This is a genomic window from Nocardiopsis trehalosi NBRC 14201, from assembly GCF_001552555.1.
Lineage (GTDB): Bacteria > Actinomycetota > Actinomycetes > Streptosporangiales > Streptosporangiaceae > Nocardiopsis_B > Nocardiopsis_B trehalosi.
Map to the genome: position 1 here is coordinate 1 of NZ_BCRK01000035.1, position 23,705 is coordinate 23,705.

The 23,705-nt window shown below is 74.8% G+C and carries 19 protein-coding genes; 4 read left to right on the plus strand and 15 right to left on the minus strand.

Translation table 11 applies throughout. The features are described from left to right. Window positions 1-50: 50 nt before the first annotated feature. The 5 genes from NT8_RS09055 to NT8_RS09075 form a co-directional block, all read right to left on the minus strand. Window positions 51-893: a polysaccharide lyase family protein gene (locus NT8_RS09055; RefSeq protein WP_067966254.1), complete on the minus strand. Its 843-nt coding sequence runs from the start codon at window positions 891-893 to the stop codon at window positions 51-53. Further along, on the minus strand, window positions 890-2,491 hold the full coding sequence (locus NT8_RS09060; protein ID WP_067966310.1) for an alkaline phosphatase D family protein: 1,602 nt from the start codon (window positions 2,489-2,491) through the stop codon (window positions 890-892). Before NT8_RS09060 ends, NT8_RS09055 begins: the two co-directional genes overlap by 4 nt. Before the next feature lie 142 nt (window positions 2,492-2,633). Continuing rightward, window positions 2,634-4,172 (minus strand): class I adenylate-forming enzyme family protein, encoded by a 1,539-nt coding sequence (locus NT8_RS09065; protein WP_067966256.1) that lies wholly within the window; start codon window positions 4,170-4,172, stop codon window positions 2,634-2,636. A 32-nt stretch (window positions 4,173-4,204) separates the two neighbouring features. Next, a complete protein-coding gene (locus NT8_RS09070) occupies window positions 4,205-4,894 on the minus strand; it encodes a VOC family protein (RefSeq protein ID WP_067966258.1) in 690 nt (229 codons plus the stop codon). A gap of 43 nt (window positions 4,895-4,937) precedes the next feature. After that, complete coding sequence (locus NT8_RS09075) at window positions 4,938-6,206, minus strand: FAD-dependent oxidoreductase (protein ID WP_067966260.1); 1,269 nt, start codon at window positions 6,204-6,206, stop codon at window positions 4,938-4,940. 642 nt (window positions 6,207-6,848) lie between these two features. Here NT8_RS09075 and NT8_RS09080 point away from each other — a divergent pair. Further along, on the plus strand, window positions 6,849-7,325 hold the full coding sequence (locus NT8_RS09080; protein ID WP_067966262.1) for a hypothetical protein: 477 nt from the start codon (window positions 6,849-6,851) through the stop codon (window positions 7,323-7,325). 342 nt (window positions 7,326-7,667) lie between these two features. Here the strand turns inward: NT8_RS09080 and NT8_RS09085 are convergent, their stop codons facing one another. From NT8_RS09085 to NT8_RS09100, 4 genes are all read right to left on the minus strand, one after another. Beyond that, entirely contained in the window at window positions 7,668-8,138 is a 471-nt protein-coding gene (locus NT8_RS09085; RefSeq protein ID WP_067966264.1) for a bifunctional nuclease family protein, read from the minus strand. Between the two features lie 267 nt (window positions 8,139-8,405). Next, window positions 8,406-8,945, minus strand: a complete 540-nt coding sequence (locus tag NT8_RS09090; RefSeq protein ID WP_067966266.1) for an FHA domain-containing protein — start codon at window positions 8,943-8,945, stop codon at window positions 8,406-8,408. Between the two features lie 350 nt (window positions 8,946-9,295). Further along, window positions 9,296-11,794: a mannose-1-phosphate guanyltransferase gene (locus NT8_RS09095; RefSeq protein WP_067966313.1), complete on the minus strand. Its 2,499-nt coding sequence runs from the start codon at window positions 11,792-11,794 to the stop codon at window positions 9,296-9,298. 55 nt (window positions 11,795-11,849) lie between these two features. Continuing rightward, entirely contained in the window at window positions 11,850-12,542 is a 693-nt protein-coding gene (locus NT8_RS09100) for a CDP-alcohol phosphatidyltransferase family protein (protein WP_067966315.1), read from the minus strand. 535 nt (window positions 12,543-13,077) lie between these two features. Between NT8_RS09100 and NT8_RS09105 the strand changes: the two genes are divergently transcribed. Both NT8_RS09105 and NT8_RS09110 read left to right on the plus strand, forming a co-directional pair. Continuing rightward, window positions 13,078-15,282, plus strand: a complete 2,205-nt coding sequence (locus NT8_RS09105; protein ID WP_245646095.1) for a carbon starvation CstA family protein — start codon at window positions 13,078-13,080, stop codon at window positions 15,280-15,282. Then, window positions 15,279-15,527, plus strand: coding sequence for a YbdD/YjiX family protein (locus NT8_RS09110; protein ID WP_245646096.1), 249 nt, complete (start codon window positions 15,279-15,281; stop codon window positions 15,525-15,527). The genes NT8_RS09105 and NT8_RS09110 overlap by 4 nt, the downstream gene beginning before the upstream one ends. Before the next feature lie 71 nt (window positions 15,528-15,598). Here NT8_RS09110 and thyX read toward each other — a convergent pair whose 3' ends face one another. The 3 genes from thyX to NT8_RS09120 all read right to left on the minus strand — a co-directional run bounded on the left by thyX (window position 15,599) and on the right by NT8_RS09120 (window position 19,256). After that, window positions 15,599-16,399 (minus strand): FAD-dependent thymidylate synthase, encoded by an 801-nt coding sequence (gene thyX, locus NT8_RS09115; protein ID WP_067966268.1) that lies wholly within the window; start codon window positions 16,397-16,399, stop codon window positions 15,599-15,601. Window positions 16,400-16,652: 253 nt separating this feature from the next. After that, a complete protein-coding gene (locus tag NT8_RS29820; protein WP_169805202.1) occupies window positions 16,653-16,796 on the minus strand; it encodes a GPGG-motif small membrane protein in 144 nt (47 codons plus the stop codon). A 279-nt stretch (window positions 16,797-17,075) separates the two neighbouring features. Further along, entirely contained in the window at window positions 17,076-19,256 is a 2,181-nt protein-coding gene (locus NT8_RS09120; RefSeq protein WP_067966270.1) for an anthranilate synthase component I, read from the minus strand. 335 nt (window positions 19,257-19,591) lie between these two features. Between NT8_RS09120 and NT8_RS09125 the strand changes: the two genes are divergently transcribed. Next, entirely contained in the window at window positions 19,592-21,976 is a 2,385-nt protein-coding gene (locus NT8_RS09125; RefSeq protein ID WP_067966273.1) for a HelD family protein, read from the plus strand. A gap of 74 nt (window positions 21,977-22,050) precedes the next feature. Here NT8_RS09125 and NT8_RS09130 read toward each other — a convergent pair whose 3' ends face one another. The 3 genes from NT8_RS09130 to NT8_RS09140 all read right to left on the minus strand — a co-directional run bounded on the left by NT8_RS09130 (window position 22,051) and on the right by NT8_RS09140 (window position 23,622). Further along, on the minus strand, window positions 22,051-22,575 hold the full coding sequence (locus NT8_RS09130; protein ID WP_067966275.1) for an SRPBCC family protein: 525 nt from the start codon (window positions 22,573-22,575) through the stop codon (window positions 22,051-22,053). Continuing rightward, the gene (locus tag NT8_RS09135) at window positions 22,565-22,927 is read right to left on the minus strand and encodes an ArsR/SmtB family transcription factor (protein WP_067966276.1); all 363 of its coding nucleotides are present in this window, start codon (window positions 22,925-22,927) and stop codon (window positions 22,565-22,567) included. Before NT8_RS09135 ends, NT8_RS09130 begins: the two co-directional genes overlap by 11 nt. 395 nt (window positions 22,928-23,322) lie before the next feature. Then, complete coding sequence (locus tag NT8_RS09140; protein ID WP_067966279.1) at window positions 23,323-23,622, minus strand: WGxxGxxG family protein; 300 nt, start codon at window positions 23,620-23,622, stop codon at window positions 23,323-23,325. Window positions 23,623-23,705: the final 83 nt, after the last annotated feature.

The window sequence follows — 23,705 nt, forward strand, 5'->3', positions numbered from 1 at the left end:
CGTCCCGCCGGGGTCGGCGGGGCGGCGCGGCCGGGGCGGCGGCGGGTCGGTCAGTCGAGGCGGAACACCCCGACGGCGTCGTAGGCGTGCCAGGACCCCTGGGTCTTGGTGATGGAGACCGTGTTGCGCCCGGCCGCGAAGCGCTCGGCGGGCAGGGTGAGTTCGACGAAGGAGGGGCGCAGCGCGGTGCCGGGCGCGGTGGCGTCGCCCTCCAGCGAACCCCGGGTGGCGCCGCCCTCGAAGGCGACGTCGGCGGTGTCGGTGCCGTTGACCGCGATGACCGCGGTCCCGGCGAGGGTGGCGTGGGTGTCGATGAGCCAGATGGCGAACCCGAGGTCGTCCCCCGGCGCGTCGGGCAGTTCGAAGTGCAGCCGGAAGGTGTGCGACCGCCGGCCGGCCCAGGAGTCGGAGGGGCCGGGGTGCAGGTAGGACCAGTCGGCGGCGGGGTCGCTGCTGCCGTGGGTGAAGTCGACCCCGTTCGGGAACGTCGACAGGAAGCGCGACTGGCCGCCGGAGGGGGCCAGCGCCAGCTCCAGGCTCTTGGAGTCGAACGCGCCGACGGTGGCCACGGGGGTGCCGCCGACGACGATCGACTCGGTGGAGGTGCCGCGCACCGCGGCGGTGGGGCGGCTGCGCCGCCCGGCGGCGTCGACGGTGACGATGCTGTAGTAGCGGGTCCGCGCCTCGGGCCCCAGCGTGTCGTGGGTGAGCCGGCCGTAGACGGTCTTGCCGACGAGGGTGTCGTCGCTGATGTCGACGCGGCGGCTCTCCCCGGCGTGCACGGCGTAGTGGTCGACCAGGGGCTCCCAGGCGGCGAGGTCCCAGGTGAGGTCGATGGCGCCGATGCGCCCTTCGGCGGCGAGGCCGGTCACGGGCTTGGGGCTGCGGCTCACTGGGTGCCTCCACTCACCGGGGTGAGGCCGGGGCGGCCGGCCTCCGTGACGAACCGGGCGGCGCTGGTGACGGTGCCTCCGTCGTCCGCCTCGATCTGGTCGATGACCTTGAAGTCGGAGGTGACCTCCGTGGGCGTCATGTCCACCTGGACGTAGCCGCGGCGGGCGTTGTACAGGCGCACGTGCGGGTTGCCGAGCCAGATGGGCGCCAGGTTGTCGGTGTCGGCGCCGTCGCCGTCGGAGGCGACCGAGGTGGTGATCAGCTCGGTGCCGATGGTGGCGGAGTCGGGGTCGGTGAAGTCGGCCTTGAGGTCGGCGGCGGCGTGCCGGTGGATGTCGCCGGTCAGCACGAGCGGGTTGGCGACCCGGTGCTCGGTGAGCACGTCGAACAGGCGCTGCCGGTTGGCGGTGAACCCGTCCCACTGGTCCATGCTGTAGGAGGTCCCGGAGCCGACCGTGCGGTCGATGCGGGCCATGACGACCTGCTGGGCGAGGACGTTCCAGGTGGCGCGGCTGGCGCGCAGCCCGGCGTAGAGCCACTCCTCCTGGTCGCCGCCGAGGATGCTGCGGCGCGGGTCGGTGTGGTCGCCGTCGGGGACGCCGCCGTCGGCGGGCACCGGGTCGCGGTACTGGCGGGTGTCGAGGACGTTGAACTCGGCGAGCCGGCCGTAGCGCACCCGCCGGTACAGGCGCATGTCGGGGCCCGACGGCAGCGACGCGTCGCCCAGGGGCTGGTTCTCGTACCAGGCGCGGTAGGCGACGGCGCGGCGGCGGCGGAAGTCCTCGGGGCCGGCGCCGTACTGCGACACCTCGTCGGCGTAGTTGTTCTCGACCTCGTGGTCGTCGGTGGTGACGAGCCACGGCGCGCGGGCGTGCGCCGCCTGGAGGTTCGGGTCGGTGCGGGTGAGGCTGTACCGGAGCCGGTACTGCTCCAGGGTGAGGGTGGCGGCGGCGTGGGCCGAGCCGAGCGCGCCGGTGCCCTGCCGCCACAGGTTGGCGGCGGTGATGCCGTACTCGTAGATGTAGTCGCCCAGGAACAGCACCAGGTCCAGGTCCTGCTCCGCCATGTCGCGGTAGGCGGTGTAGTGCCCGTGGTACCACGCCTGGCAGGACGCCATGGCGAAGGCGAGGCGCTCGGGCCGGGCGCCGGCGGCGGGCGCGGTGCGGGTGCGGCCGACGGGGCTGATCTCGCCGCCCGCGCGGAACCGGTAGAAGTACTCGCGGCCCGGCTCCAGGCCCTTGACGTGCGGGTGCACCGCGTGGGCCAGGTCGGGCCGGGCGACGGCGCGGCCGCGCTTGGCCACCCGGCGGAACCGGTCGTCGGTGGCGACCTCGTACTCGACGGTGTAGTCGCGGCGCGGCATGCCGCCGTGCCCGTCCTCGGCCAGCGGCTCCGGCGCCAGCCGGGTCCACAGGACGACGCTGTCGGAGCCGGGGTCGCCCGACGCCACCCCGAGGCGGTAGGGGGAGTCGGGGACGGCGCCGCGGGTCGGCGCGGCGTGCGCGTCGACGCCGGTGCCCAGCGCGTACGACGCCGCGCTGATCCCGGTGAGGGCGAGGAAGGTGCGTCTGTTGTACGAGGGGGATTGGTCGGTCATCGGCATACGTGGCGTCCATCCGCTCAGGGACATGGCGCATCGATGGTGCGTCAAGGGCGTTGAGGTTGGATAGATGGCGGGTGAGCCCGAAGTGGAATCGGGGGGACGAACGGCGCACTGAGGACCGTCCGCCCCCGCCGCCTCATCCGGTGGCGCGGTGGGCGCGGCGCAGGGCGCCGCGGTCGTGCGTGCCGGCATGGGTCACCGGGATGCGGGGCACCACGATGACGCGTTCGGGCACGTAGGGCGGGTGCAGCCGGTCCTCCAGCCAGGCGCGCAGCGCCTCGCCGGTGGTGTCCGCGCCGTCGGCGAGCGTGGCGGCGGTGTGCAGCACGGCGCCGCCGGGGCCGGGGACGTCGAACGTCGCGGCCTCCATGACGTCGGGGTGCTCGGCCAGGACGTCGTCGACCTGGCGCGGGAACACGGTGCGCCCGCCGACGCGCAGGGCCTCGCTGCGGCGCCCGAGCAGGGTGAGCCGGCCGGCGGAGTCGAGCGCGCCGATGTCGCCGGTGTCGACCCAGCCGTCGCGCAGCACGCGCGCGGTCGGCTCGGGCCGGTGCAGGTAGCCGTCCATGGCGGCGGCGGTGCGCACCCACACCTCGCCGGCCCGGCCGGGCGGCAGGTCGGCGCCGGTGTGGTCGCGCACGGCGACCTGGACGCCGGGCAGCGGGCGGCCGACGCTGCGCATGGCGGCGCGGTCGCCGTCGCGGTAGTCGTCGGGGCGGAGCATGCTGATCGACCCGGTCTCGCTCTGCCCGTAGCAGGGGTGCAGGACCGGGCCGAGGAGGTCGACGGCGGCGCGCAGCAGCGCGGGCGGCATCGGGCCGCCGGACGGGATGACCTGCCGCAGGCTGGACACGTCGGTGCGGGCCAGCGCCGGGTGGGTGACGAGCTCGGCGACGGCCGACGGCATGAGCAGCACGTGGGTGACCCGCCACCGCTGGACGGCGGCGAGGACCTCCCCCGGTTCGGCGCGGGGCAGCGACACCACGGTGCCGCCCTTGGCGACGGCGGCGTCGGCCATGGCGCGGGCGCGGGCGTCGACCCGCTCCAGGCAGAGGAACGTCGCGGCGCCGCCGCCCTGCGGCGGGGCGGGCACGGTCGCGTGGACGTCGGCGGCGCGGAACCGGCGCAGGACGGGCCGCGGGGTGCGCGTGCTGCCGCCGGTCAGGCCGATCCATCTGGGGTCGCCGAGGCGGGCGAGCGGGGCGAACGGGTCGCCGGGCTGGTCGTCGGCGAGCGCCAGCAGGTCCTCCCCGGTCTTGGCGGGGCCCAGGGTGAGGACCCGGGTGCCGCGGCGTTCGGCCGCCTCCAGCTCCTCCGCCAGGTCGGCGCAGTGGGCGGGGTCGACGGCGAGCGCGGCGGGGCCGATCTCGGCGAGCAGCCGCTCGCGGACGTCGGGGGCGAGCGCGTCGGGCACGTGCGCGACGCCGGCGCCGACGAGGTGGGCGGCGTGGGTGAGCAGCAGCCCCCGGGTGGACGCCGGGGCCATGGTCGCCAGGATGCGGCCGGGGCCCAGGCCCAGGGCGCGCAGCGCGCGCCCCATGGCGAAGGCGAGGTCGAGGGCCGCGCCGGCGGACGTCTCGCCGTCGGGGTCGACGAACGCGATCCGTTCGGGGGCGCGGGTCAGCGCGGACAGGGGTCCGCGGACCGCGGTCCGCGTGTCTTCGGTGGTCGTCATGTGCGCTCTCCTCCTCCTTGTGGGCGCTGCGGTCACCGGTCGAACCCGAGGCGGACCGGACCGGCGTCCGTGGCGATCGTCGCGGCGACCGGGCGGTCGCTCACGGTGCGGCGGACCCGCACGCCGAGGTCGGCGGCCGGGGTGCCGAGCCAGGCGTCGAGGTCGTCCACCGTCGTCTCGACCTCGAGGGCCGTGTAGGAGAGGGGGGTGCAGCGGTGCCCGGCGGCGGCGAGTTCGCGGGGCAGGCGCGCCCGGCGGGTGGGCCGGTCGTGCCAGGTCTGGAAGAAGGGGAGGCAGGGCCGGCGGCGGGCGGCGGCCATCCCGGCCTCGGTCCAGGGGAGGCGTTCGCCGTCGGCGCGCACCGACGCGCCGCGGCGCAGGCCGGGGTCCTCCCCGGTGAGGACGCGCAGCCGCGCGGCGGTGCGGGCGGCGTCGGGCACGGCGGCCGCCCACAGCAGGGCGGCGGGGCCGTCGGTGGTGGCGTCGAGCAGGGTGCGGCCGTTGGGCCGCTCCTTGGCGAGGCGTTCGTCGTGGACGGTGTAGACCTCCAGGTAGGGGCAGTGGGGCGCGTCGAACGGCACAAGGTGCTGGGTCAGGCCGTCGGAGCGGGGGCCGCCCGCGACCAGGCCGAAACCGCACTCCCAGTAGAGCCGTTCGCGGATGGCGTCGAGCGTGCGGGCGGCGACGATGAGGTGGTCGATGGTCGGGGTGTCGCGGATCATGCGGCGGGCTCCTCGGGTCGGGTGCGGTCGGTCGGGCGGCGGGTCAGGGCGTGGTGCGCGCGGCGCACCGCCCGGACCGCGGCGATCCGCGCCGACGCGGCGCGGGGACGGGGAGGGCGGGTCCGTCCCCTCCGGCGCGGCGGTGCGCCGCCTCGGGCCGGAGCGCGTCCGGGACGGCGGACCGGTCGCCGTGCAGGACCTCGCCGACGAGCGCTTCGGCGGTGCGGCGGGCGGCGGCCGCGGCGTGGTCGCCGTAGCCCGCTGCGACGTGCACGCCCGGCAGGCCGGGGACCGCGCCGATGAGCGGCCGCCCGGTGGGTGTCACCGCGACGGCGGTGACCGCGGCGCGCCCGGAGCGGGCGCGCAGGTCCAGCCCGGTGCGGTCGGCGGCCCTGCGCACCAGGTCGGCCCCCGCGGCGGACGGGACGAGGACGGCCCCGGGCCCCGCGCCGGCGGCGCCGGGCGGTGCGGGCGCGGCGGGGGCGCCGGACGGCAGCGGCACGATGCCGGGGGCGGCGGGGTCGGCGCCGCCGAAGGGGGCGGTCGCCACCGGACCGCCCGCGGTGGCGGCCACGACGACACCGCCGTGCCGGCCGGCGGCGACCAGGAGGTCCGCGTCGGCGTAGGTCCACGGCGGTGCGGCGGCGCCGGGCAGGTGGACGGCGACCCGGTGGCGCGCCGCGACGGGCGCACCGGGCAGCAGCCGCGCGGTGCGCGCCCCGGCGGCGACGACCACCCTGCCCGCCGCGACCTCACCGGCGGCGGTCACCACGCGCAGCCGCCCGGCACGTCCGGCGGGGTGGAGGGCGCGGACGGGGGTGTCCGGACACCAGTGGGCGCCCGCCTCCGTCGCGGCGGACCGAGCGGCGGCGAGGTAGCGGTCGCGGTCGAGGTGCGGGGCGTCCGGGGTGAGCAGGAGGCGCCCGCCCGCCGCGCGCGGCGCGGCGGGCACCGCCGGGTCGTCCGGGTCGAGCCACGCGGCGGCGTCCGGCAGCGGACCGGCGGCGGCGAGGGTGCGGGCGGCGGTGCGGTCGAGGGCGCACAGCAGCGCGGCACGCCCGGCGATCGGTGTATCGCCGCCGAGGCGGTCGGCGTCGGCGGCGGCCCGCTGGGCGGCGCCGCCGAGCCACGCGGCGAGTCCGGGGTCGGCCCATTCCCAGGGGCGCGGTACGGCGGGCACCGGCAGGGTCGGCGGGCCGTCCGCCGCGCCGGTGTCGACGACCGCGACCGACGCGCCGGCGCGGGCGAACGCCTCGGCCGCGCACGCCCCGATGATGCCGCCCCCGATGACCACCACGTCGTAGTGGCGCACCGCCCACCTCCGTTCCGGGCCGCCCACGCGCCCCTCTCCCCCGGCGCCGCGTGGTGGCGCGCCCCTCTGCCGGGCGCCCCGCCACCGCCCACCGGGCCGGGCCTGCCACGCGAGGGCCGGGCCCACCCGGTGACCGCGCGGCGGCCCCGGCGCGGACCGGACGCCACCGGCGCCCCGCCCGCGCCGGGCGACGGCCGCCGAGGAGGTCCGGATCGCGGGTGCTCCCGCGCCCGATCCCCGGGGCGGCCGCCCCGGGAATGGACGCGGAATAAGCGGCCGAACACCGGACGCCGCCGGGGGATATGCATTCTCCGGAAATGGCGTCGACGCCCGTCGGGATATCCCGACAAGCGCGAGTGTAGCCAAAATCGAATCGCGCGGACACTACCGCAATGGGCCTGTTGAGCGGGACATACGGCTCAATATTGCCGCACAGTAGACGACAATACCCGCATAACCGGACACGTCGGAATGGAATAACCCCGGCCGCGACACGCCGAGGCGAACGTGCGTCTTGCCTTTTCCGCACTCCCCCGGAGAATGGCCGCCGATCGCGCCCGCACGGCAATATCGCCCGCGCCCGCCCCCGGCGCCGCGCCCTCCGGACGCACGGGAGACCCCGCGCCCGTTAGGATGCGCGGCGTGTCGAGCCGCCTCCCGTCCCGCGCCGCCGCCCTCCTCGGCGTCCGCCTGGTCCTGCTGCTCTCCGCGGGCTGCGCCCTCACCGCCGCCGGCGGACTCGCCGCCGCCGAGGTCGCGGGCGCCGCGCCACCGCTGTGGCCGAACGCGCTCGCCGCCGGGTGTGTCGCGGGGTGCGCGGGGGCGGCGGCCGCCGTCGCCGGCGGGCACCGGGCGGGGGCGCCGTGGCCGGCCGCCGCCCTCGCGGCCGTGCCCGCCCTGGGGTTCGCGGCGACCGCTTCGGCGGAGGCCGAGGCCGCCTTCGGCTGGTTCGCCGCCGCGCCCCACCCGCTGGCACTCCAGGTGATCACCTGGGGGACGGCGGTCGGCGCGTTCGGGACCCTCGCGGCCGTCGCCGGGTGCACGGCCGCCGCCGTGCTGCTCCTCCTGCCGCCCGTGCGCCGCGCGCTCCGATCGGCCCCCACCGCCCGGCCGCGCTGAACCCCGGCGGGGCGGCGCCGCCCCGGACACGGGAACGGCAGTGGAGGACCCGGTGAGCGGCGAGGGCGCGGCGCGCGGCACCGACGCGGGACCGCCGGGCGGACGCATCGCCGTCGCCGCCCTGCGGGGCACGCCCCGCGGGGCGGGACGCCGGCTCGGGACGGGGGCGGTGGAGACGGCGGCTCCTACCGGCGCGGCCACGCGGCGGCGGAGGGCGCGCCGGTACCGGGGCGGGGTCGCAAAGGCGCGGAACGGGCGCGGGACCGCGAGGGGCGGGCGATGGCGCGGGGGCGCACGGCCGCCTGCGGGGCGGCCGACCGGGGCGCGGCCCCGGGGTGCGGATCAGGTGGTGCGGCCGAAGTCCTCGGGGGAGATCTGGTCGAGGAACTCGCGGAACTTCTCGACCTCGTCCTCCTGCTCGTCGGGGATGGGCACCCCGGCCTCGTCGATGACGTCGTCGTGCGCGTAGATGGGCGCACCCGTGCGCAGGGCGAGGGCGATCGAGTCGGAGGGGCGGGCGCTGACCTCGACGCCGTTGGAGAACACGAGTTCGGCGTAGAAGATGCCGTCACTCAGCGACGTGATGTTGACGGTGCTCAGGCTGGCGTCGAGCGCGTCGAGCACGTCGCGGAAGAGGTCGTGCGTGAGCGGGCGCGCGGGGATGACCCCCTGCTGGGCGAGCGCGATGGCGGTGGCCTCGACCGCGCCGATCCAGATGGGCAGGTAGCGCTCGCCGTCGGACTCCTTGAGCAGGACGATCGGTTGGTTCGAGGGCATCTCGACCCGGACGCCGACGACCTCCATGTGCTTCACTGCGGCTCCGTCCCACGACTCGTCGTGCCGGCTGGGCACTCGCCAGGATGTACGTTCCGTCCTTTCACGGTACACCGCCGAGGTGCGCCCCCGCCGGGTCGGGCCCGGGTGGACCGGGCCCGGACCGGCGGGCGCGCACCGGCCGCGCGGCGCGGCCGGACGACCCTGCCGCCCCCGCCGCCGGGGCCGTGCCGGTGGTGCTCGTTACAAGGCTGTCCGGTGGAGGGGGCGCGCAAACCTGGAGGGGCCGGACCTATCAGGCCGGGTTCACCGCCGGGGCTTGGTCAGCAGCACGAGCCGGAACTTGCCGATCTGGACCTCGTCGCCGCCGCCGAGTTCGGCCTCGTCGATCCGCTCGCGGTTGACGTAGGTGCCGTTCAGGCTGCCGACGTCGCGCACACCGAACCCGTTGCCGCGCCGGAAGAACTCGACGTGCCGCCGCGACACGGTGACGTCGTCGAGGAAGATGTCGCTGTTCGGGTGGCGACCGGCGGTGGTGACGTCACTGTCGAGCAGGAACCGGCTGCCGGCGTTGGGGCCGCGCTTGACGACGAGCAGCGCGGTACCGGGGGGCAGGGCGTCGACGTTGGACTGGTCGCCCGCCATCTCCTCGGCCGCGTCGGCCTCGGCCTCAAGGGCCTGGATGCCCGAGATCGAGATGGTGGACGTGGTCTCGCCGACGGAGTCGCCGCGCCGCTCGGAGCGGGCGCCCTCCTGTCCCGCGCGGATGGGGGAACCACAGTTGGAGCAGAAACGGGCATCATCCGCAACGGCGTGACCGCACTGTGTGCAGTAAACGCTCGACATAGGTCGGCTCGGCCTCCTACCGCACGGGGCGGTGCTTGATTCGGCTGGTTGTCATGTGCGCCTGGCGGCCGGACGGTTCGGCCACCCACACTTCGAAAACGGGGCGCGCCGGTGGGATGTTCCCGGTCCGCCTCGCGGTCCTCACATGGTGCCATCCCCCGCCCTCGGCCACACGCCGACTCCGCGAACCCCGGCCGCGCCGGGCATCCGGCCCGCCCGGCGGCCGCCGGTGCGGGAACACTCGACTCTAAACCATAACCACGCGGAACAGCAGCCTCCGCCCGCCCCACGGGGGCGGGCGGAGGCGGTGTCCGCTGGTGGCGGCCCCGGCGGCAGGCCGGGGCGCGGGATCAGCCCTCGGCCTGCTCGACCACCGCCGCCCACTCGTCCAGGAGGCGCTGCGCGGTGTCGGAGTCGGGGCCCTCCGCCCACAGGTGGGTGACGGCCTCGGAGGTGTCGGGCAGGACCAGCGCCCAGGAGCCGTCGGCCTCGATGACCCGCACCCCGTCGGTGGTGTCGATCTCGCGGCCCTCGGCGGCCTCGACGACGGCGCGCATGACGCTGCCCTTCACGGCCCACGGCGTGGGCACCGAGCGCCGCAGCAGGTGCGCCTGCGGGATGCGGCGGTCGATCTGGCTCAGCGACAGCCGGGTGCGCGCGACCAGGCCCAGCAGGCGGACGAACGCCGCGATGCCGTCGCCGGTCCGGGAGAACTCGGGCAGCACGTAGCCGCCCCGGCCGTCGCCCGCGAACACGATGTCGTCGGCGCTGGCGGCCTTGGTGAGCTCGTCGGTGGCCGTCGGCGTCCACTGCACCTCGACCCCGTGGAACGCCGCCACCTGCTCGGCGACCCGGGTGGTGGTGACCGGCAGGGCCACCCGGCCGCTCCGGCGCTCGGCGGCCACCAGGTCGAGCACGACCAGCAGGGCGCGGTCGTTGTCGATCAGCTCGCCGTTGTCGTCCACCAGGGACAGCCGCTCGGCCACCGGGTCGAACCGGACGCCGAAGTCGGCGCCGGAGGAGCGCACCAGGTCGCCCATGCGCTCCAGGTCGCGCATCTGCTTGGCGAGGGTGTCGGTGGGCGACGCCTCGTCCAGCCGGTTGTTGACGGTGAGCACGTCGACGCCGATCCGGCCCAGCAGCGAGGGCAGGATGAGCGACCCGCTGCCGCCGGCGCAGTCGACCACGACCTTCAGCCCGGCCTCGTCCACCCCGGAGGTGTCGATGCGGCGCAGCAGCTCGTGGGCGTAGTTCTCGACGCCGCGGGACGGGAACGACAGCTCGGCGATCTCGCCGGGGAACGCGCGCCGGTACTCGGCGCGGGAGTAGACCCGCTCCAGCTTGCGCTGGCCGGCCGGCGACAGGTCGGCGCCCCGCTCGTCGAAGAACAGGATGTCGACCGACTGCGGGTCGCCCGGCGAGGTGCGCAGGCTGATGCCGCCGCTGACCCCGCTCTGCGAGGTGTGGTAGCGGGCCACCGGCAGCGGCACGACCTCCAGGTCGCGGACGTCGATCGCGCTCGCGGTGAGCGCGCTGACGACCGCGCGCTTGAGCGTGCGCGCCGCCCGGGAGACGTCCCGGGAGGTGGTGACCACCGACCCCTTCTTCAGCGTGGTGGCGTAGGCGCTGGCCAGGCGCACGGCCAGTTCGGGGGTGATCTCGACGTTGATCAGCCCGGAGACCCCGCGCGGCCCGAACAGGGAGCGCTGGCCGCGCGACTCCCAGATGACGTTGGCGTTGACGACCGCGCCGGCCTCGATCGTCTTGAAGGGGTAGACCTTGATGTCGTTGGAGACGAACGCGTCGGACTCGATGACGCACTCCTCGCCGACGATCGCCCCCTCCTCGATCCGCGAGCCGGACATGACGTCGGTGTTCTTGCCGATCACGCAGCCGCGCAGGTTGGCGCTGGCGCCGACGTAGACGTTGTCGTGGACCACGCTGCGGTGCACGAACGCGTCGGAGCGCACGACCACGTTGCTGCCGAGGACGGTGAACTCGCGCAGCTCCGCGCCGGCCTCGACCTTGGCGTAGTCGCCGATGTAGAGCGGGCCCTTGAGCACCGCCTCGGGGTCGACCTCGGCGCCCTCGGCCACCCACACGCCCGGCGACACCTCGAAGCCGTCGATCTCGACGTCGACCTTGCCGGACAGCACGTCGGCCTGCGCGCTGAGGTAGCTCTCGTGGGTGCCGACGTCCTCCCAGTAGCCGTCGGCGATGTAGCCGTACAGCGGCGCGCCGTCCTTGAGCAGCTTGGGGAAGACGTCGCCCGACCAGTCGACCACCTCGCCCTCGGCGACCTCGTCGAGGACCTCGGGCTCCATGATGTAGATGCCGGTGTTGACGGTGTCGGAGAACACCTGGCCCCACGTGGGCTTCTCCAGGAACCGCTGCACGCGGCCCTGCTCGTCCACGATGATGATGCCGAACTCCAGCGGGTTGGCGACCCGCTTGAGGCCGATGGTCACCTTCGCGCCGTTCTCGCGGTGGAAGCGGACCATGTCGGTGAGGTCGATGTCGGTGAGCGCGTCACCGGAGATCACGATGAACGGTTCGCCGCGCAGGTGCTCCTCGGCGTTCTTCACGCTGCCGGCGGTACCCAGGGGCACCTCCTCGGCGACGTAGTGGAGGTTCATGCCGAGCTCCTCGCCGTCACCGAAGTAGTTCCGGATCAGCGTGGCGAGGAACTGGACGGTCACGACCGTGTCCTCGAACCCGTGCCGCTTCAGCAGGCGCAGCACGTGCTCCATGATCGGGCGGTTGACGACGGGCAGCAGGGGCTTGGGCTGGTTGGCGGTCATCGGGCGGAGGCGCGTGCCCTCGCCTCCGGCCATGACTACGGCCTTCACCGGGGCCACCCCCCGACCTCGTGCGGTTGACGGCGAATCGCCCTCGGGCGCGTGCTCATGGTGGGGACGTCGCTCCCTTCCTGTCGCTGGGCGGTGGCCCGGAGTGACCGCCGTCGGGCCCGCGCGGGGTGTCCGCGCCGGGGTCGCCGGGATCGGCTCCGGGAAGGCCGGTCGTGGCCGCCGGACGCACCGCGTGCTCTGCACCCGCGGCGGACGGACGGTCGGCCCGACGGGTCTGGCGGATCAGCCGCAGACCCTGGACTGTGTACAGCAGTCCGGCCCACCAATAGATAGCCGTTCCCCAGATGGCGAACGCCCAACCCACGATTTGCGCCACATCACCGACGATGCCCTGGTATGCGGCGAGGAACAGCAGCGGGAACGAGTACAGCAGGCAGAGGGTGGCGGCCTTTCCGGCGAAGTTCACCGGCAGGGTGCCGTACCCGTAGTGCCGCAGGACGGGGATGGCCAGCACGATCAGGACGTCGCGGAGCACGAGGACGGCCATCAGCCACCACGGCACGATGCCGCGCATGACGAGGCCGAACAGCGCCGCGAAGATGTAGAGGCGGTCGGCCAGCGGGTCGAGCACCACGCCGAGCCGGCTGGTCTGGTTCCACGCCCGCGCGATCTTGCCGTCGAGCCAGTCGGAGACGCCCGCGAACGCGAGCACGCCGAGCGCCCACCAGTCGGCCTGTGGGACCAGCACGAGCCACAGGAAAAGGGGCACGCCGACCAGGCGCAGCATGCTCAGCAGGTTCGGGACCGTCCAGACGCGGTCGCGCGCCGCGGACTCTTGGTTCGCCACCCCACCTCCCTCGTGTCCGGATAGCGAGCCTACCCGGCGGCGCACCACCCCATGCCGGTGCGGTGCCGCGCGACCAGCGGCATCGGGGCCCGGGACGGCTCCGGGACGGTCCCGGGGCGGGTGGGGCCGCGGCGGCGCGGCGGCCGCGACCGGCCCGGGAGGGGGTGCGCGGGGGTCGCGCCGACGGCCCGGGGGGAAGCGGGCGAGGGCGGGGGGCGTCCGCCGCGGCGCGCGCGGACCGCGCCGCGAACCCCCCAAATAGGGAGGATCAGCCCTTTAGGTGGCACACGCGGACATTCCTGGCTACGCTCGCCGCGTTAGCCGCTATCACGTCGGGTGTTAAGACGTGATTAAATCGCGGCCGAGCGGCCATCGACCCATGCTGTCGGGGGTGCCACGATGGCCGCGTCGAGAGCACGACCGGCGCGCCCGCCGGACGACGGGCCGCCGGACGCGGAATGGAAAGGGGTGCGCCGTGGCGACACGCACGGCCCGCACAGGTTCGAGTCCCACCCCGCCGAAGTGGACGCCCGCGCGCATCCTGGTGTGGGCCGCGGTGGCCGTCGTCGGCGCGGTGGCGTGGAGCGTCGTCGGGCTGTCGCGCGGTGAGGAGATCTCCGCCGCCTGGCTGATCTTCGCCGCGGTGGCGAGCTACGCGATCGCCTACCGCTTCTACGCCCGGTTCATCACCTACCGGGTGCTGCGCGTCGACGACACGCGGGCCACCCCGGCCGAGCGGATCGACAACGGCGCCGACTTCACGCCCACCGACCGGCGGGTGCTGTTCGGCCACCACTTCGCGGCGATCGCCGGCGCGGGCCCCCTGGTGGGCCCGGTGCTGGCCGCGCAGATGGGCTACCTGCCCGGCACGCTGTGGATCATCCTCGGCGTCATCTTCGCCGGCGCCGTGCAGGACATGGTGGTGCTGTTCTTCTCGATGCGCCGCAACGGCAAGAGCCTCGGCCAGATGGCCCGCGAGGAGATCGGCCCGGTGGGCGGGATCGCCGCGCTGATCGCGGTGCTCGCCATCATGGTCATCCTGCTCGCGGTGCTGGCCATGGTGGTGGTCAACGCGCTCGCGGAGTCGCCGTGGGGCGCGTTCTCGCTGATCATGACCATCCCCATCGCGCTGCTGATGGGTTTCTACCTGCGCTACATCCGGCCCGGCAAGGTCATCGAGACCTCGGCCATCGGCGTGGTCCTGCTGCTCCTCGCGATCATCGGCGGCGGCTGGATCAACGCGAACCCCACGCTGCACGAGATGTTCCTGTTCAGCCACAACGAGCTGACGTTCGGCCTGATCGTCTACGGGTTCGTCGCCTCGGTGCTGCCCGTGTGGATGCTGCTCGCGCCCCGCGACTACCTGTCGACGTTCATGAAGGTCGGCGTGGTCGTGCTGCTGGCGGTATCGATCATCTTCGCCTGGCCGTCGCTGCGGCTGCCGGCGGTCACCGAGTTCGCCTTCAACGGGCAGGGGCCGACGTTCGCCGGCGCGCTGTTCCCGTTCCTGTTCATCACGATCGCCTGCGGCGCCCTGTCGGGCTTCCACGCGCTGGTGTCCTCGGGCACCACGCCGAAGCTCATCGAGAAGGAGTCGCAGGTCCGGATGATCGGCTACGGCAGCATGCTGACCGAGTCGTTCGTCGCGGTGATGGCGCTGGTGGCGGCGTGCATCCTCGACCCGGGCGTGTACTTCGCCATGAACATGCCGGCCGGCGTCCTCGGCGACACCGTGCAGAGCGCGTCGGCGGCGGTCACCCAGCTCGGGTTCAGCGTGACACCCGAGACCCTGCAGCAGACCGCCGACGCGGTCGAGGAGAACAGCATCCTGTCGCGGACCGGCGGCGCGCCGACGTTCGCCATGGGCGCCGCGCACATCTTCTCCGCGGTCTTCGGCGGCCAGGCCATGATGGCGTTCTGGTACCACTTCGCGATCATGTTCGAGGCGCTGTTCATCCTGACCACGGTCGACGCCGGCACCCGCGTGGGCCGGTTCATGCTGCAGGACACCCTCGGCAACGTCTACAAGCCGATGCGCGACGTCAGCTGGAAGCCGGGCCTGTGGCTGACCAGCGCGCTCATCGTGGCGGGCTGGGGCTACTTCCTGTGGGCCGGCGTGAACGACCCGCTGGGCGGCATCAACCAGCTCTTCCCGCTGTTCGGCATCGCCAACCAGCTGCTGGCGGCGGTGGCGCTGGCCGTGGCCACGACCCTGCTCATCAAGTCGGGGCGGGCGAAGTACGCGTGGATCACGATCATCCCGCTGGCCTGGGACGCGGTGGTCACGCTGACCGCGAGCTACCAGAAGGTGTTCTCCAGCGACCCGGCGATCGGGTTCTTCGCGCAGCGGGCGCAGTACGCCGAGGCGCTGGCCGACGGCGAGACGAGCTTCGGCTCGGCCCCCGACGTCGAGGCGATGCAGAAGGTCGTCACCAACACCACGGTCGACGGCGTTCTGTCGGCGCTGTTCGCGGTGCTGATCATCATCATCCTGGCCGACGCCTGCCGGGTGTGGATCAAGGCCCTGCGCGCCGGGGGCGACCTGCCCACCACCGAGGAGCCGCACACGCCGTCGAAGCTGTGGGCGCCCTCGGGGCTGATCGCCACGCGCGAGGAGCGCGAGATCATGCGCGAGCGCGCCGGGTCCGGCGCCGGTGGTCCGGGGGCGGCCGACTCGTGAGCGGCGCGCCCTCCGGCCGGGCCCCCTCCCCCGAGGGCGGCCCGACCGGGCTGCGCGCGCGCCTCGCCGCGGGCCTGCGCGACGCCTGGCAGGTGGTGCGCGGCATCAGCGGCGAGCGGGCCTACGAGATCTACCTGGAGCACCACACGCGGGTGCACCCCGGCACCCCGCCCATGGGCGAGCGGGAGTTCTGGCGCCGCCACATCGACCGCGGCGACACCGACCCCGGCTCCCGCTGCTGCTGACCCGACCCGCCCCGCGCACGCGGAAGGGGCCGCGACCGGACGGTCGCGGCCCCTTCCGGGGTGTCGGGGGGTCAGACCTTGCGGTACTCGGGGACCCAGGAGCCGTCGTCGGTGACCTGGAAGTCGCCGAAGAGGGCCGGGGCCTCGGCGCGCATGACCTCGCCGATGCGGCCGAACAGGAGGCGGATCTCCTCCTCGGCGCCCGGGGCGGTCCGGGACTCCAGGGTGTGGCGGAGGGTGCGGACGTTGGCCGTCCACACCAGGCCGGTGGCGACGCCCTCGGGGGCGAAGCGCCGCATGAACGAGGTGCGGTGCTTCTTCTCGGCGAACTTCTTGCCGTCCTCGTCGAGGCCGAAGTGGTCGGCCATCCAGAGCTGGAACTCCTCCATGCGGGTGAGCATCTCGGTGGCGCGCTTCATCAGCTCCGGGTCGTCCTTGGCCCACTCGGGGAACCAGAACGGCAGGTCCGTCAGGCGGACGAAGCGCAGCGACTCCTGGGAGACGGCGACGCCGGGCCGGTGCCGGACCAGCTCGTGCGTCAGCACGCGGCTCACGTTGTGCAGCACGAAGCTGAAGCTGACGTGCTCCAGGACCGAGCCGTGCAGGCTGGCGAGGATGTTGGTGAGGTAGGCGTCCTGGTCGGTGCGGACGCGCGTGACATTGGGGTTGAGGCCCGGTTCCCACGAGCGGTAGCACAGCCGCCCGGCGAACTCCGCGAGGTTCTGCGGGTCGTTCAGCGCGGTGTCCAGTTCGCCGCGGTCGAGCCGCTCCAGCCAGCTCTGCCCGCCGACGTCGGCGAGGTAGCGGGCGACCTCGTCGTAGTCCAGCTGCGGACGCGCGATCAGGTGGACCTCAGGCTCGACACTCTTCACCGTGGTTCTTCTCCCCCGTCGCCGGGCCGCGGGCGGCTCCGGCCCTTCGACCATCGACACGCGGCGGCCGGTACGCGCCCATCTGGGGCGCGGGCCGTCCGCCGCGTGTCCGAACCTAGCATCGGCGGGGGGCGCGCACGCCGCGGGGGACGGCCGGGCGGCCGTCCCCCCACTGCGTTCCGGGCGGGTGCCCGGTCGACCGGTCCGTCACCGGGCGGGGCCGGGGGCGGGCGCGGTCAGCGCGGTCAGCGCGTCACAATCCGAGGAAGAGGTTGCTCGGGGCGACGATCAGGCCGACGACCACGAGGACGATGCCCCACAGGAGCTGCTTCTGGAGCAGGGCGTAGACGCCGGCGACGATGAGGACGATTCCGAGGATCAGAAGTAGAATACCCATGGCCCACCGACTGCCCCGGTCTCCCGTCGGCTAACACACCATCCGCGGGGAAATCCTCGATCCGGAATGTTTTACCTGCTCAGGGGTGTTCTGCGGGCTGCGGTGAACCGCCGCGCCGATCGCCCGAACGCGGCGGGGACCGCGTCGGCCGGGCCGATCCGGCCCCTTCGGCGCCCGCGTGGCGCCCGCATTCGCCCCGCGTCGCCCGCTCTCGCGCGTCCGCCGGGCCGCGCCGCCCGGCGCGGTGCGGGCGGCGGTCGGCCGCCGCCCGCACCGGGGTCAGCCGCGGGCCAGGCGCAGCACCCGTTCGATGATCCCCTCGCCCACCGCGGCGGTGAGGATGGACTCGGGGTGGAACTGCACGGCCCACCGCTTCGCGGCGGGGTCCTCGATCGCCATGACCACGGGCTCGTCGCCGTCGACCACGGCGGTGACCGCGAAGCCCTTCACCCGGTCGGGCGTGGTGTAGGTGGAGTGGTAGCGCGCCGCGCTGAACCCGCCGTCGAGCCCGGCCAGCAGCTCGCCGCCGGTGACCCGTACCCGGCCGGGCTTGCCGTGCACGGGCGCGGCGAGGGTGCGCAGTTCGCCGCCCGCGTGCTCCACCATCGCCTGCAGGCCCAGGCAGACGCCGAACACCGGCAGCCCGCGCTCGGCGAGGACGTCGAGCAGCGCCGCCGTGCCGAAGTCGGACGGCAGGCCGGGGCCGGGCGACAGGATGACGAGGTCGGGGGCGAGGGTGTCGAGCAGCGCCGGGTCGAACCCGTGCCGCACGGTGGTGACCTCGGCGCCGTGCCGGCGGACGTAGTCGGCGAGCGTGTTGACGAAGGAGTCCTCGTAGTCGACCAGCAGGACGCGTTGGCCCGCGCCGGCCGGCGCGGGGGCCGCCTGCGGCGCGGCCGCGTCCTCGGGCGCGGCGTCCAGGGCCAGGGTCTCCAGCAGCGCGCGCGCCTTCAGGAAGGTCTCGCGCTCCTCGGCCTCGGGGTCGGAGTCGTAGAGCAGGGTGGCGCCGACGCGGACGGTGGCCACGCCGTCGCGGATCTGCGCGGTGCGCAGGGTCAGGCCCGTGTTCATCGACCCGTCGAAGTTGAGCACGCCCACGGCGCCGCCGTACCAGCGGCGGGGGGTGGCCTCGTGCTGCTCGATGAACCGCATCGCCCACGTCTTCGGGGCGCCGGTGATGGTGACCGCCCACATGTGGGTGAGGAAGGCGTCGAGCGCGTCGAACTCGGGGCGCAGCGTGCCCTCGATGTGGTCGACGGTGTGGATGAGCCGGCTGTACATCTCGATCTGTCGGCGGCCGATGACCCGGACGCTGCCGGGTTCGCACACGCGCGACTTGTCGTTGCGGTCGACGTCGGTGCACATCGTCAGCTCGGACTCCTCCTTCAGGGAGGACAGCAGCTCGCGGATGTTCTCGGCGTCGCCGAGGGCGTCGTCGCCGCGCCGGATGGTGCCGGCGATGGGGCAGGTCTCGACGCGCTGGCCGCGGCCGGGGACGCCGGTGACGCGGACGAACATCTCGGGTGAGGCGCCGACCAGGTACTCCCCCTCACCCAGGTTGAAGATGAACTCGTAGGGGGCGGGGTTGCGGGTGCGCAGGCGCTCGTAGAAGCGGGCCGGGGAGGCGCAGGCGCCGTAGGTGCGGTGCCCGGGGACGACCTCGAACAGGTCGCCGCGGACGAACTTCTTCTTGGCCTCGGCGACGATGCGCGCATAGGAGCCGGGTTCGGGCTGGGGCGGCACCTCGGCGGTGACGACGGCGGGCGTGGGCTCGGTGGCGCGGGCCAGGCCGTCGGTGGCGGTGTCGCCGTCGGCCCCGGTGAACGCGGCGGGCACGGTGAAGTCGTAGGTGTAGCGGGTGCAGGTCTCGCGCTTGCGGTCGTGGACGATGATCTCGTCGGGCAGGTGCAGGAGGAGGTCGCGGTCGTCGGGGTCGCGGTCGAGGACGGGCTCGAGGGGCTCGAACTGGAAGGCGAGGTCGTAACCGAACGCGCCGTAGAGGCCCAGGTGGGGGTCGTCGGCGGCGGAGAACAGGGCGATCACCGAGCGCAGCGCCGAGAAGACGCTGGGGCGGCGGCTGCGCTGCTCCTCGGTGAAGAACTCCCCGGGGGCGGGCTCGGGGACGGTGGCCTCGACGGAGTCGGGGGCCGCGCCGGGGGCGGTGGGGGCGTGCTCGGCCAGGGCGCGGGCGACGACGGGCAGCAGCACCCGGCCGCGCGCGTTGAGCGCGGTGGCGGTGAGGCGGCGGCCCCGCGCGCCGATCTCGACGCACGGGTCCACGTAGCCCATGTGCCAGCGGCTGTAGCGGCCGGGGTACTCCATTCCGGAGGAGAGCACGCCGCCCCGGCGGTGGTCGACCGCCTCGGCGAGCTCGGCGAGCTCGACGGGGTCGCAGGCGGTGGCGGTGCGGCGGACGGTGAGGCCGCCGCCGGTGCGGTAGGAGGTGGAGCTTGCGTCCAAGGCCGGTCCTTTGCGCGCAGTGCTGGGTGGAGGTGCGCCGCCGGACCGGGGCCGGATACGACGAAGCGACCGCCGGTGCGGGCGGTCGCCGGTCGAGATGTTCGGGGTATGCGAACCGGAGCGCCGCCTAAGAGCGGCGCCACCACTGGGAGTGCGGCGTTCGGATGCGCATGCGGACCAGTGTAGCGCGCGGCGCGGTGCCGCGGTACGGATCGGCGGGGGCGGGGGCGGGGGCGGGGGCGGGGGCGGGATCGCACGACACCGGCGCCGCCTGATACGCTTCACCGTTGGCATTTCTGATGAAAAACGGACCCACACAGGAGTCTACCATCATCATGGAGAACCGTCAATCCGACGACGCGTTCACCGCGGCGCTCCGCGCCGAGCAGGCGCGGGTGACCGCCATGTACGAGCGGCTCGACCGGCTCCGCGAGCGCACCGCCGCCGCGGTGCGCGAGGTCCACGGGCGCGGCGGCGGGGGCGGCTACGCCGCCGTTGTCGAACGCGAGGTCGCCGCCGGGGAGCGGACCCGGCACCTGGCCCGGCTCTCCGCCGTCGAGGAGGGTCTGTGCTTCGGCCGGGTCGACCACCGCGGCACCGGCGGCTCCCCCGGTGACACCCTCTACATCGGCCGGATCGGCCTGCGCGACGAGGAGCACGACACCCTGCTGGTCGACTGGCGGGCCCCGGCCGCCCGCCGGTTCTACGCCGCCACCCCGGTGTCGCCGGGCGACGTGGTGCGCCGCCGCCACCTGTCCACCCGCGGCCGGACGGTCACGGGCCTCGACGACGAGGTGTTCGACCTCGACGCGCTGTCCGACGCCGACCGGCGGTCGCTGGTCGGCGAGGCCGCGCTGCTGGCGGCGCTGCGCCGGGGCCGCACCGGCCGCATGGCCGACATCGTCGCCACCATCCAGACCGAGCAGGACCGGGTGATCCGCTCCGGCCTGGCCGGCATCCTCGTCGTGCAGGGCGGCCCGGGCACCGGCAAGACCGTGGCGGCCCTGCACCGCGCCGCCTACCTGCTCTACACCCACCGCGCGGTCCTGGAGCGGCGCGGGGTGCTGGTGGTCGGCCCCAACGCGACGTTCCTGCGCTACATCGGCCGGGTGCTGCCGTCGCTGGGCGAGACCGACGTCGTGCTGTCCACCGTCGGCGAGCTGTTCCCGGGCGTGCGGGCGCGCGCCGTCGACCCGCCGCGGACCGCCGTCGTCAAGGGCGCGGAGCGCATGGCCGACCTGCTGCGCGCGGCGGTGGCCGACCGCCAGCGCACCCCCGCCGAGGCCGCGGCCGCGGGCGCCGCCCCCGACACCGGGGGCGACCTGCGCGTGGCCGTCGACGACATGGTGCTGACGGCGGGCGCCGAGGTGTGCCGGCGGGTGCGCGACCGGGCCCGCGCGCTGCGCCTGCCGCACAACGTCGCCCGCAAGCTGTTCGTCAACGAGCTGCTGCCCGTGCTCGCCCGCGACCAGTGCGCCCTCCTCGACCGGCCGGCCGACGCCGCCGACCTGCGCCACGTCCAGGCCGCGCTGTGGAGCGAGCCCCCGGTGCGCGCGGCCCTCGACGCGCTGTGGCCGCACCTGATCCCGCAGGAGCTGGTCGGCGGGCTGCTGTCGGACGCGGGGGCGCTGCGCCGCGCGGCGGCGGCCGCCGGGCTCGGCCCCGCCGACCGCGACGCGCTGGCGCGCCCGGCCGACGCGCCGTGGACCGTGGGCGACGTGCCGCTGCTGGACGAGGCCGCCGAACTCCTCGGCGAGGACGACTCCGCGGAGCGGGCGCGCGGGCGGCGGGCGGCCGCCGAACGCGCCGACGCCGAGCGCTACGCGCAGGGCGTCCTGGAGTACACCGGCCTGTACGAGGACGGCATGATGGCCGCCGCCGACCTGGCCGACCGCCACGCCGCCGACCCCGGCGGGCCGCCGCCCACCACCGCCGAGCGGGCGGAGCGCGACCGCACGTGGGCCTACGGGCACGTCATCGTGGACGAGGCGCAGGAGTTGTCGGAGATGGCGTGGCGCATGGTCATGCGGCGCGTCCCCGCGCGGTCGCTGACCGTGGTCGGCGACATCGCGCAGACCGGCAACCCGGCCGGGGCCCGCTCCTGGGCGGGCATGCTCGGCCGCTACGCGCACGGACGGCTGCACGAGGAGCGGTTGCTGGTGAACTACCGGACGCCGGCCGGGATCATGGCGGTGGCGGCGGACGTGCTGGCGGCCGTGGCGCCGGACCGGCGCCCGCCGGAGTCGGTGCGCGACGACGGCGACCCGCCGCGCGCGGTGCGGGTGCCGCCCGGCGCGTGGGCGTCGGTGCTGCCCCGCGTGGTGGCGGCGGAGCTGGCGGCCGTGCGCGACGACGGCGCGGGCGCGGGCCGGGTGGCCGTCATCACCCCCGACGAGCGGCACGCCGCGACGGCCGCCCTGCTGCCCGGCGCGGTGGCCGACGCCGCGCCGGAGGCGCTGGACGCCCCGGTGGCCGTGCTCACGCCGACGGCCGCCAAGGGGCTGGAGTTCGACGCGGTGGTGGTCGTGGAGCCGGCCGCGATCATGGCGGGCTCGCCCATGGGCGGGCACGACCTCTACGTGGCGCTCACCCGGGCCACCCGGCGGCTGCTGGTGGTGCAGGAGGGCGAGCCGCCCGACGTGCTGGCGCGGCTGCGCCCGGCCGGGCCGCCGCCCGGTCCGGGCGGGGCCGCGGAGGCGGCCGGGCCGGGCGCGGGCTGAGCCGGGGCCGGGTGGACCGGGGTGGCGCGGGGCGGGGCGGCGCGGCGCGCCCCGCCCCGCTCGCGCGCGGCCGGTCAGGCGTCCTCGGGGCCGTACCCCTCGGGCGGGCCGATCGTGGCGGACTCGGGCCCGAACGCGGCGCTGTAGTGCGCGAACAGCGGCTCCCACTGCCCGTGCGGGTCCTCGGCGGGCGGCACGCCGTCGAGGTGGGCGGCGAGCCCGTCGACGCAGACGTGCCAGCCCGCCGTGTCGCGGGCGGCCTTGCCCAGCTCGGTGAACAGGTTGGTGAAGACGAACTCGGTGCCGTCGCCGTCGGGGCGCAGCTCGATGCGGATGGTCTCGCCGCCCTGGGTGAACTCCAGCAGCCGGGGCGGGTCGTAGGCGAGCATCCGGCCCTCCTCGACCGGGTCGGCCTCGCCCGGGAAGCGGAACGCCAGCCGGGCGCCGACCGCGCGGTCGCCCTCGATGCTGGTCGGGTACCAGGCGGCCAGGTGCTCGGGCTCGGTGACCGCGCGCCAGACCTTCTCGGGCGGGTGCGGCAGCCGGCGCACGAAGCGCACGGCGTAGTGGTCGTCGGCGCGGTGCAGCTCACCGTTCATCGGAGGACTCCTCGGTCGGGCGTCGGGGCCCGGTGTCGGGCTCGGTGTCGGGCATGGTGCCGAGGTGGCGTTCGAGGTCGTCCAGCCGCCCGCTCCAGAGCTCCCGGTAGGGCTCCAGCCAGGCGTCGACCGCGCGCAGCGGCTCGGTGCGCACCCGGTACAGGCGCCTCTGGGCGTCGGTGCGCACCTCGACCAGTCCGGCCTCGCGGAGCACCCGCAGGTGCTTGGAGACCGCCGGCTGGCTGACGCCGAGGGCGGCGACGAGGTCGCCGACCGGGCGTTCGGCCACCCGCAGCAGGTCGAGGATGCGCCGCCGGTTGGGTTCGGCGAGGACCTCGAAGACCGCGGCCATGGAACCGAGTATTCCCCTCTGGATATATACGCGTCAAGACATACGAGGAGTCTCGCGCCTCCAGAGTGGCACAGACCGGGCCAAGGCGGCCGTTCCGGCCGGGGGTGGTGACCGCACCGGCCGCCGCCAGATGTCATCCGGTTGCCGGCGACCACCCACGTCGGGCAGTCGTTACGCCCGGGCAGAGTGCTTGCACCGCTCTCCCGGTACGGCCGACCGGAACGGTTTCCAGCTACGGCGCGCGGTTTCCAAGAACGCGGAAAGAATCCGCAGATTCCGAGCGGGGCCGACCGGAATCCATGAGATCCGGAGCAGAAGACGGGCAACCGTGTTCTGAGGCACGGCGACGCGGTTCGACCCGACCCGATGGATTCCGGCCAGCCAGGCCGCTGTGACTATGGCGTGCCGCGATTCGTCGGCGAACCGCCGTAGGACTGGCGATTCTTGTCCTTGCGCAGACCGAGGAGCCCCAGAAGGCCGAGGAGGCCGAGCAGGCCCCAAAGGCCCCAGTCCCCCTCCTCATCACCCTCGCTGGTGCTGGTGTCGGCACTGGTGAACGACTCCGCGCCCGAGGCGTGACCGACCGGCGCGGTGGCCGCCTGGTTCGCCACCGTATCGGCTGAGGCGGAGGCGGCGGCCAATGGGGTCGCTGCGAGCGAAAGAATCAGACCGAATGAAAGAAAAACCTTCTTCATGACTCCCCTTGTAGTCTTGACAATTCTCAGTTGCGCATTTCGGAAAATACATCAAGCGGGACCCTTTCTTGGTTGCCCTCAAA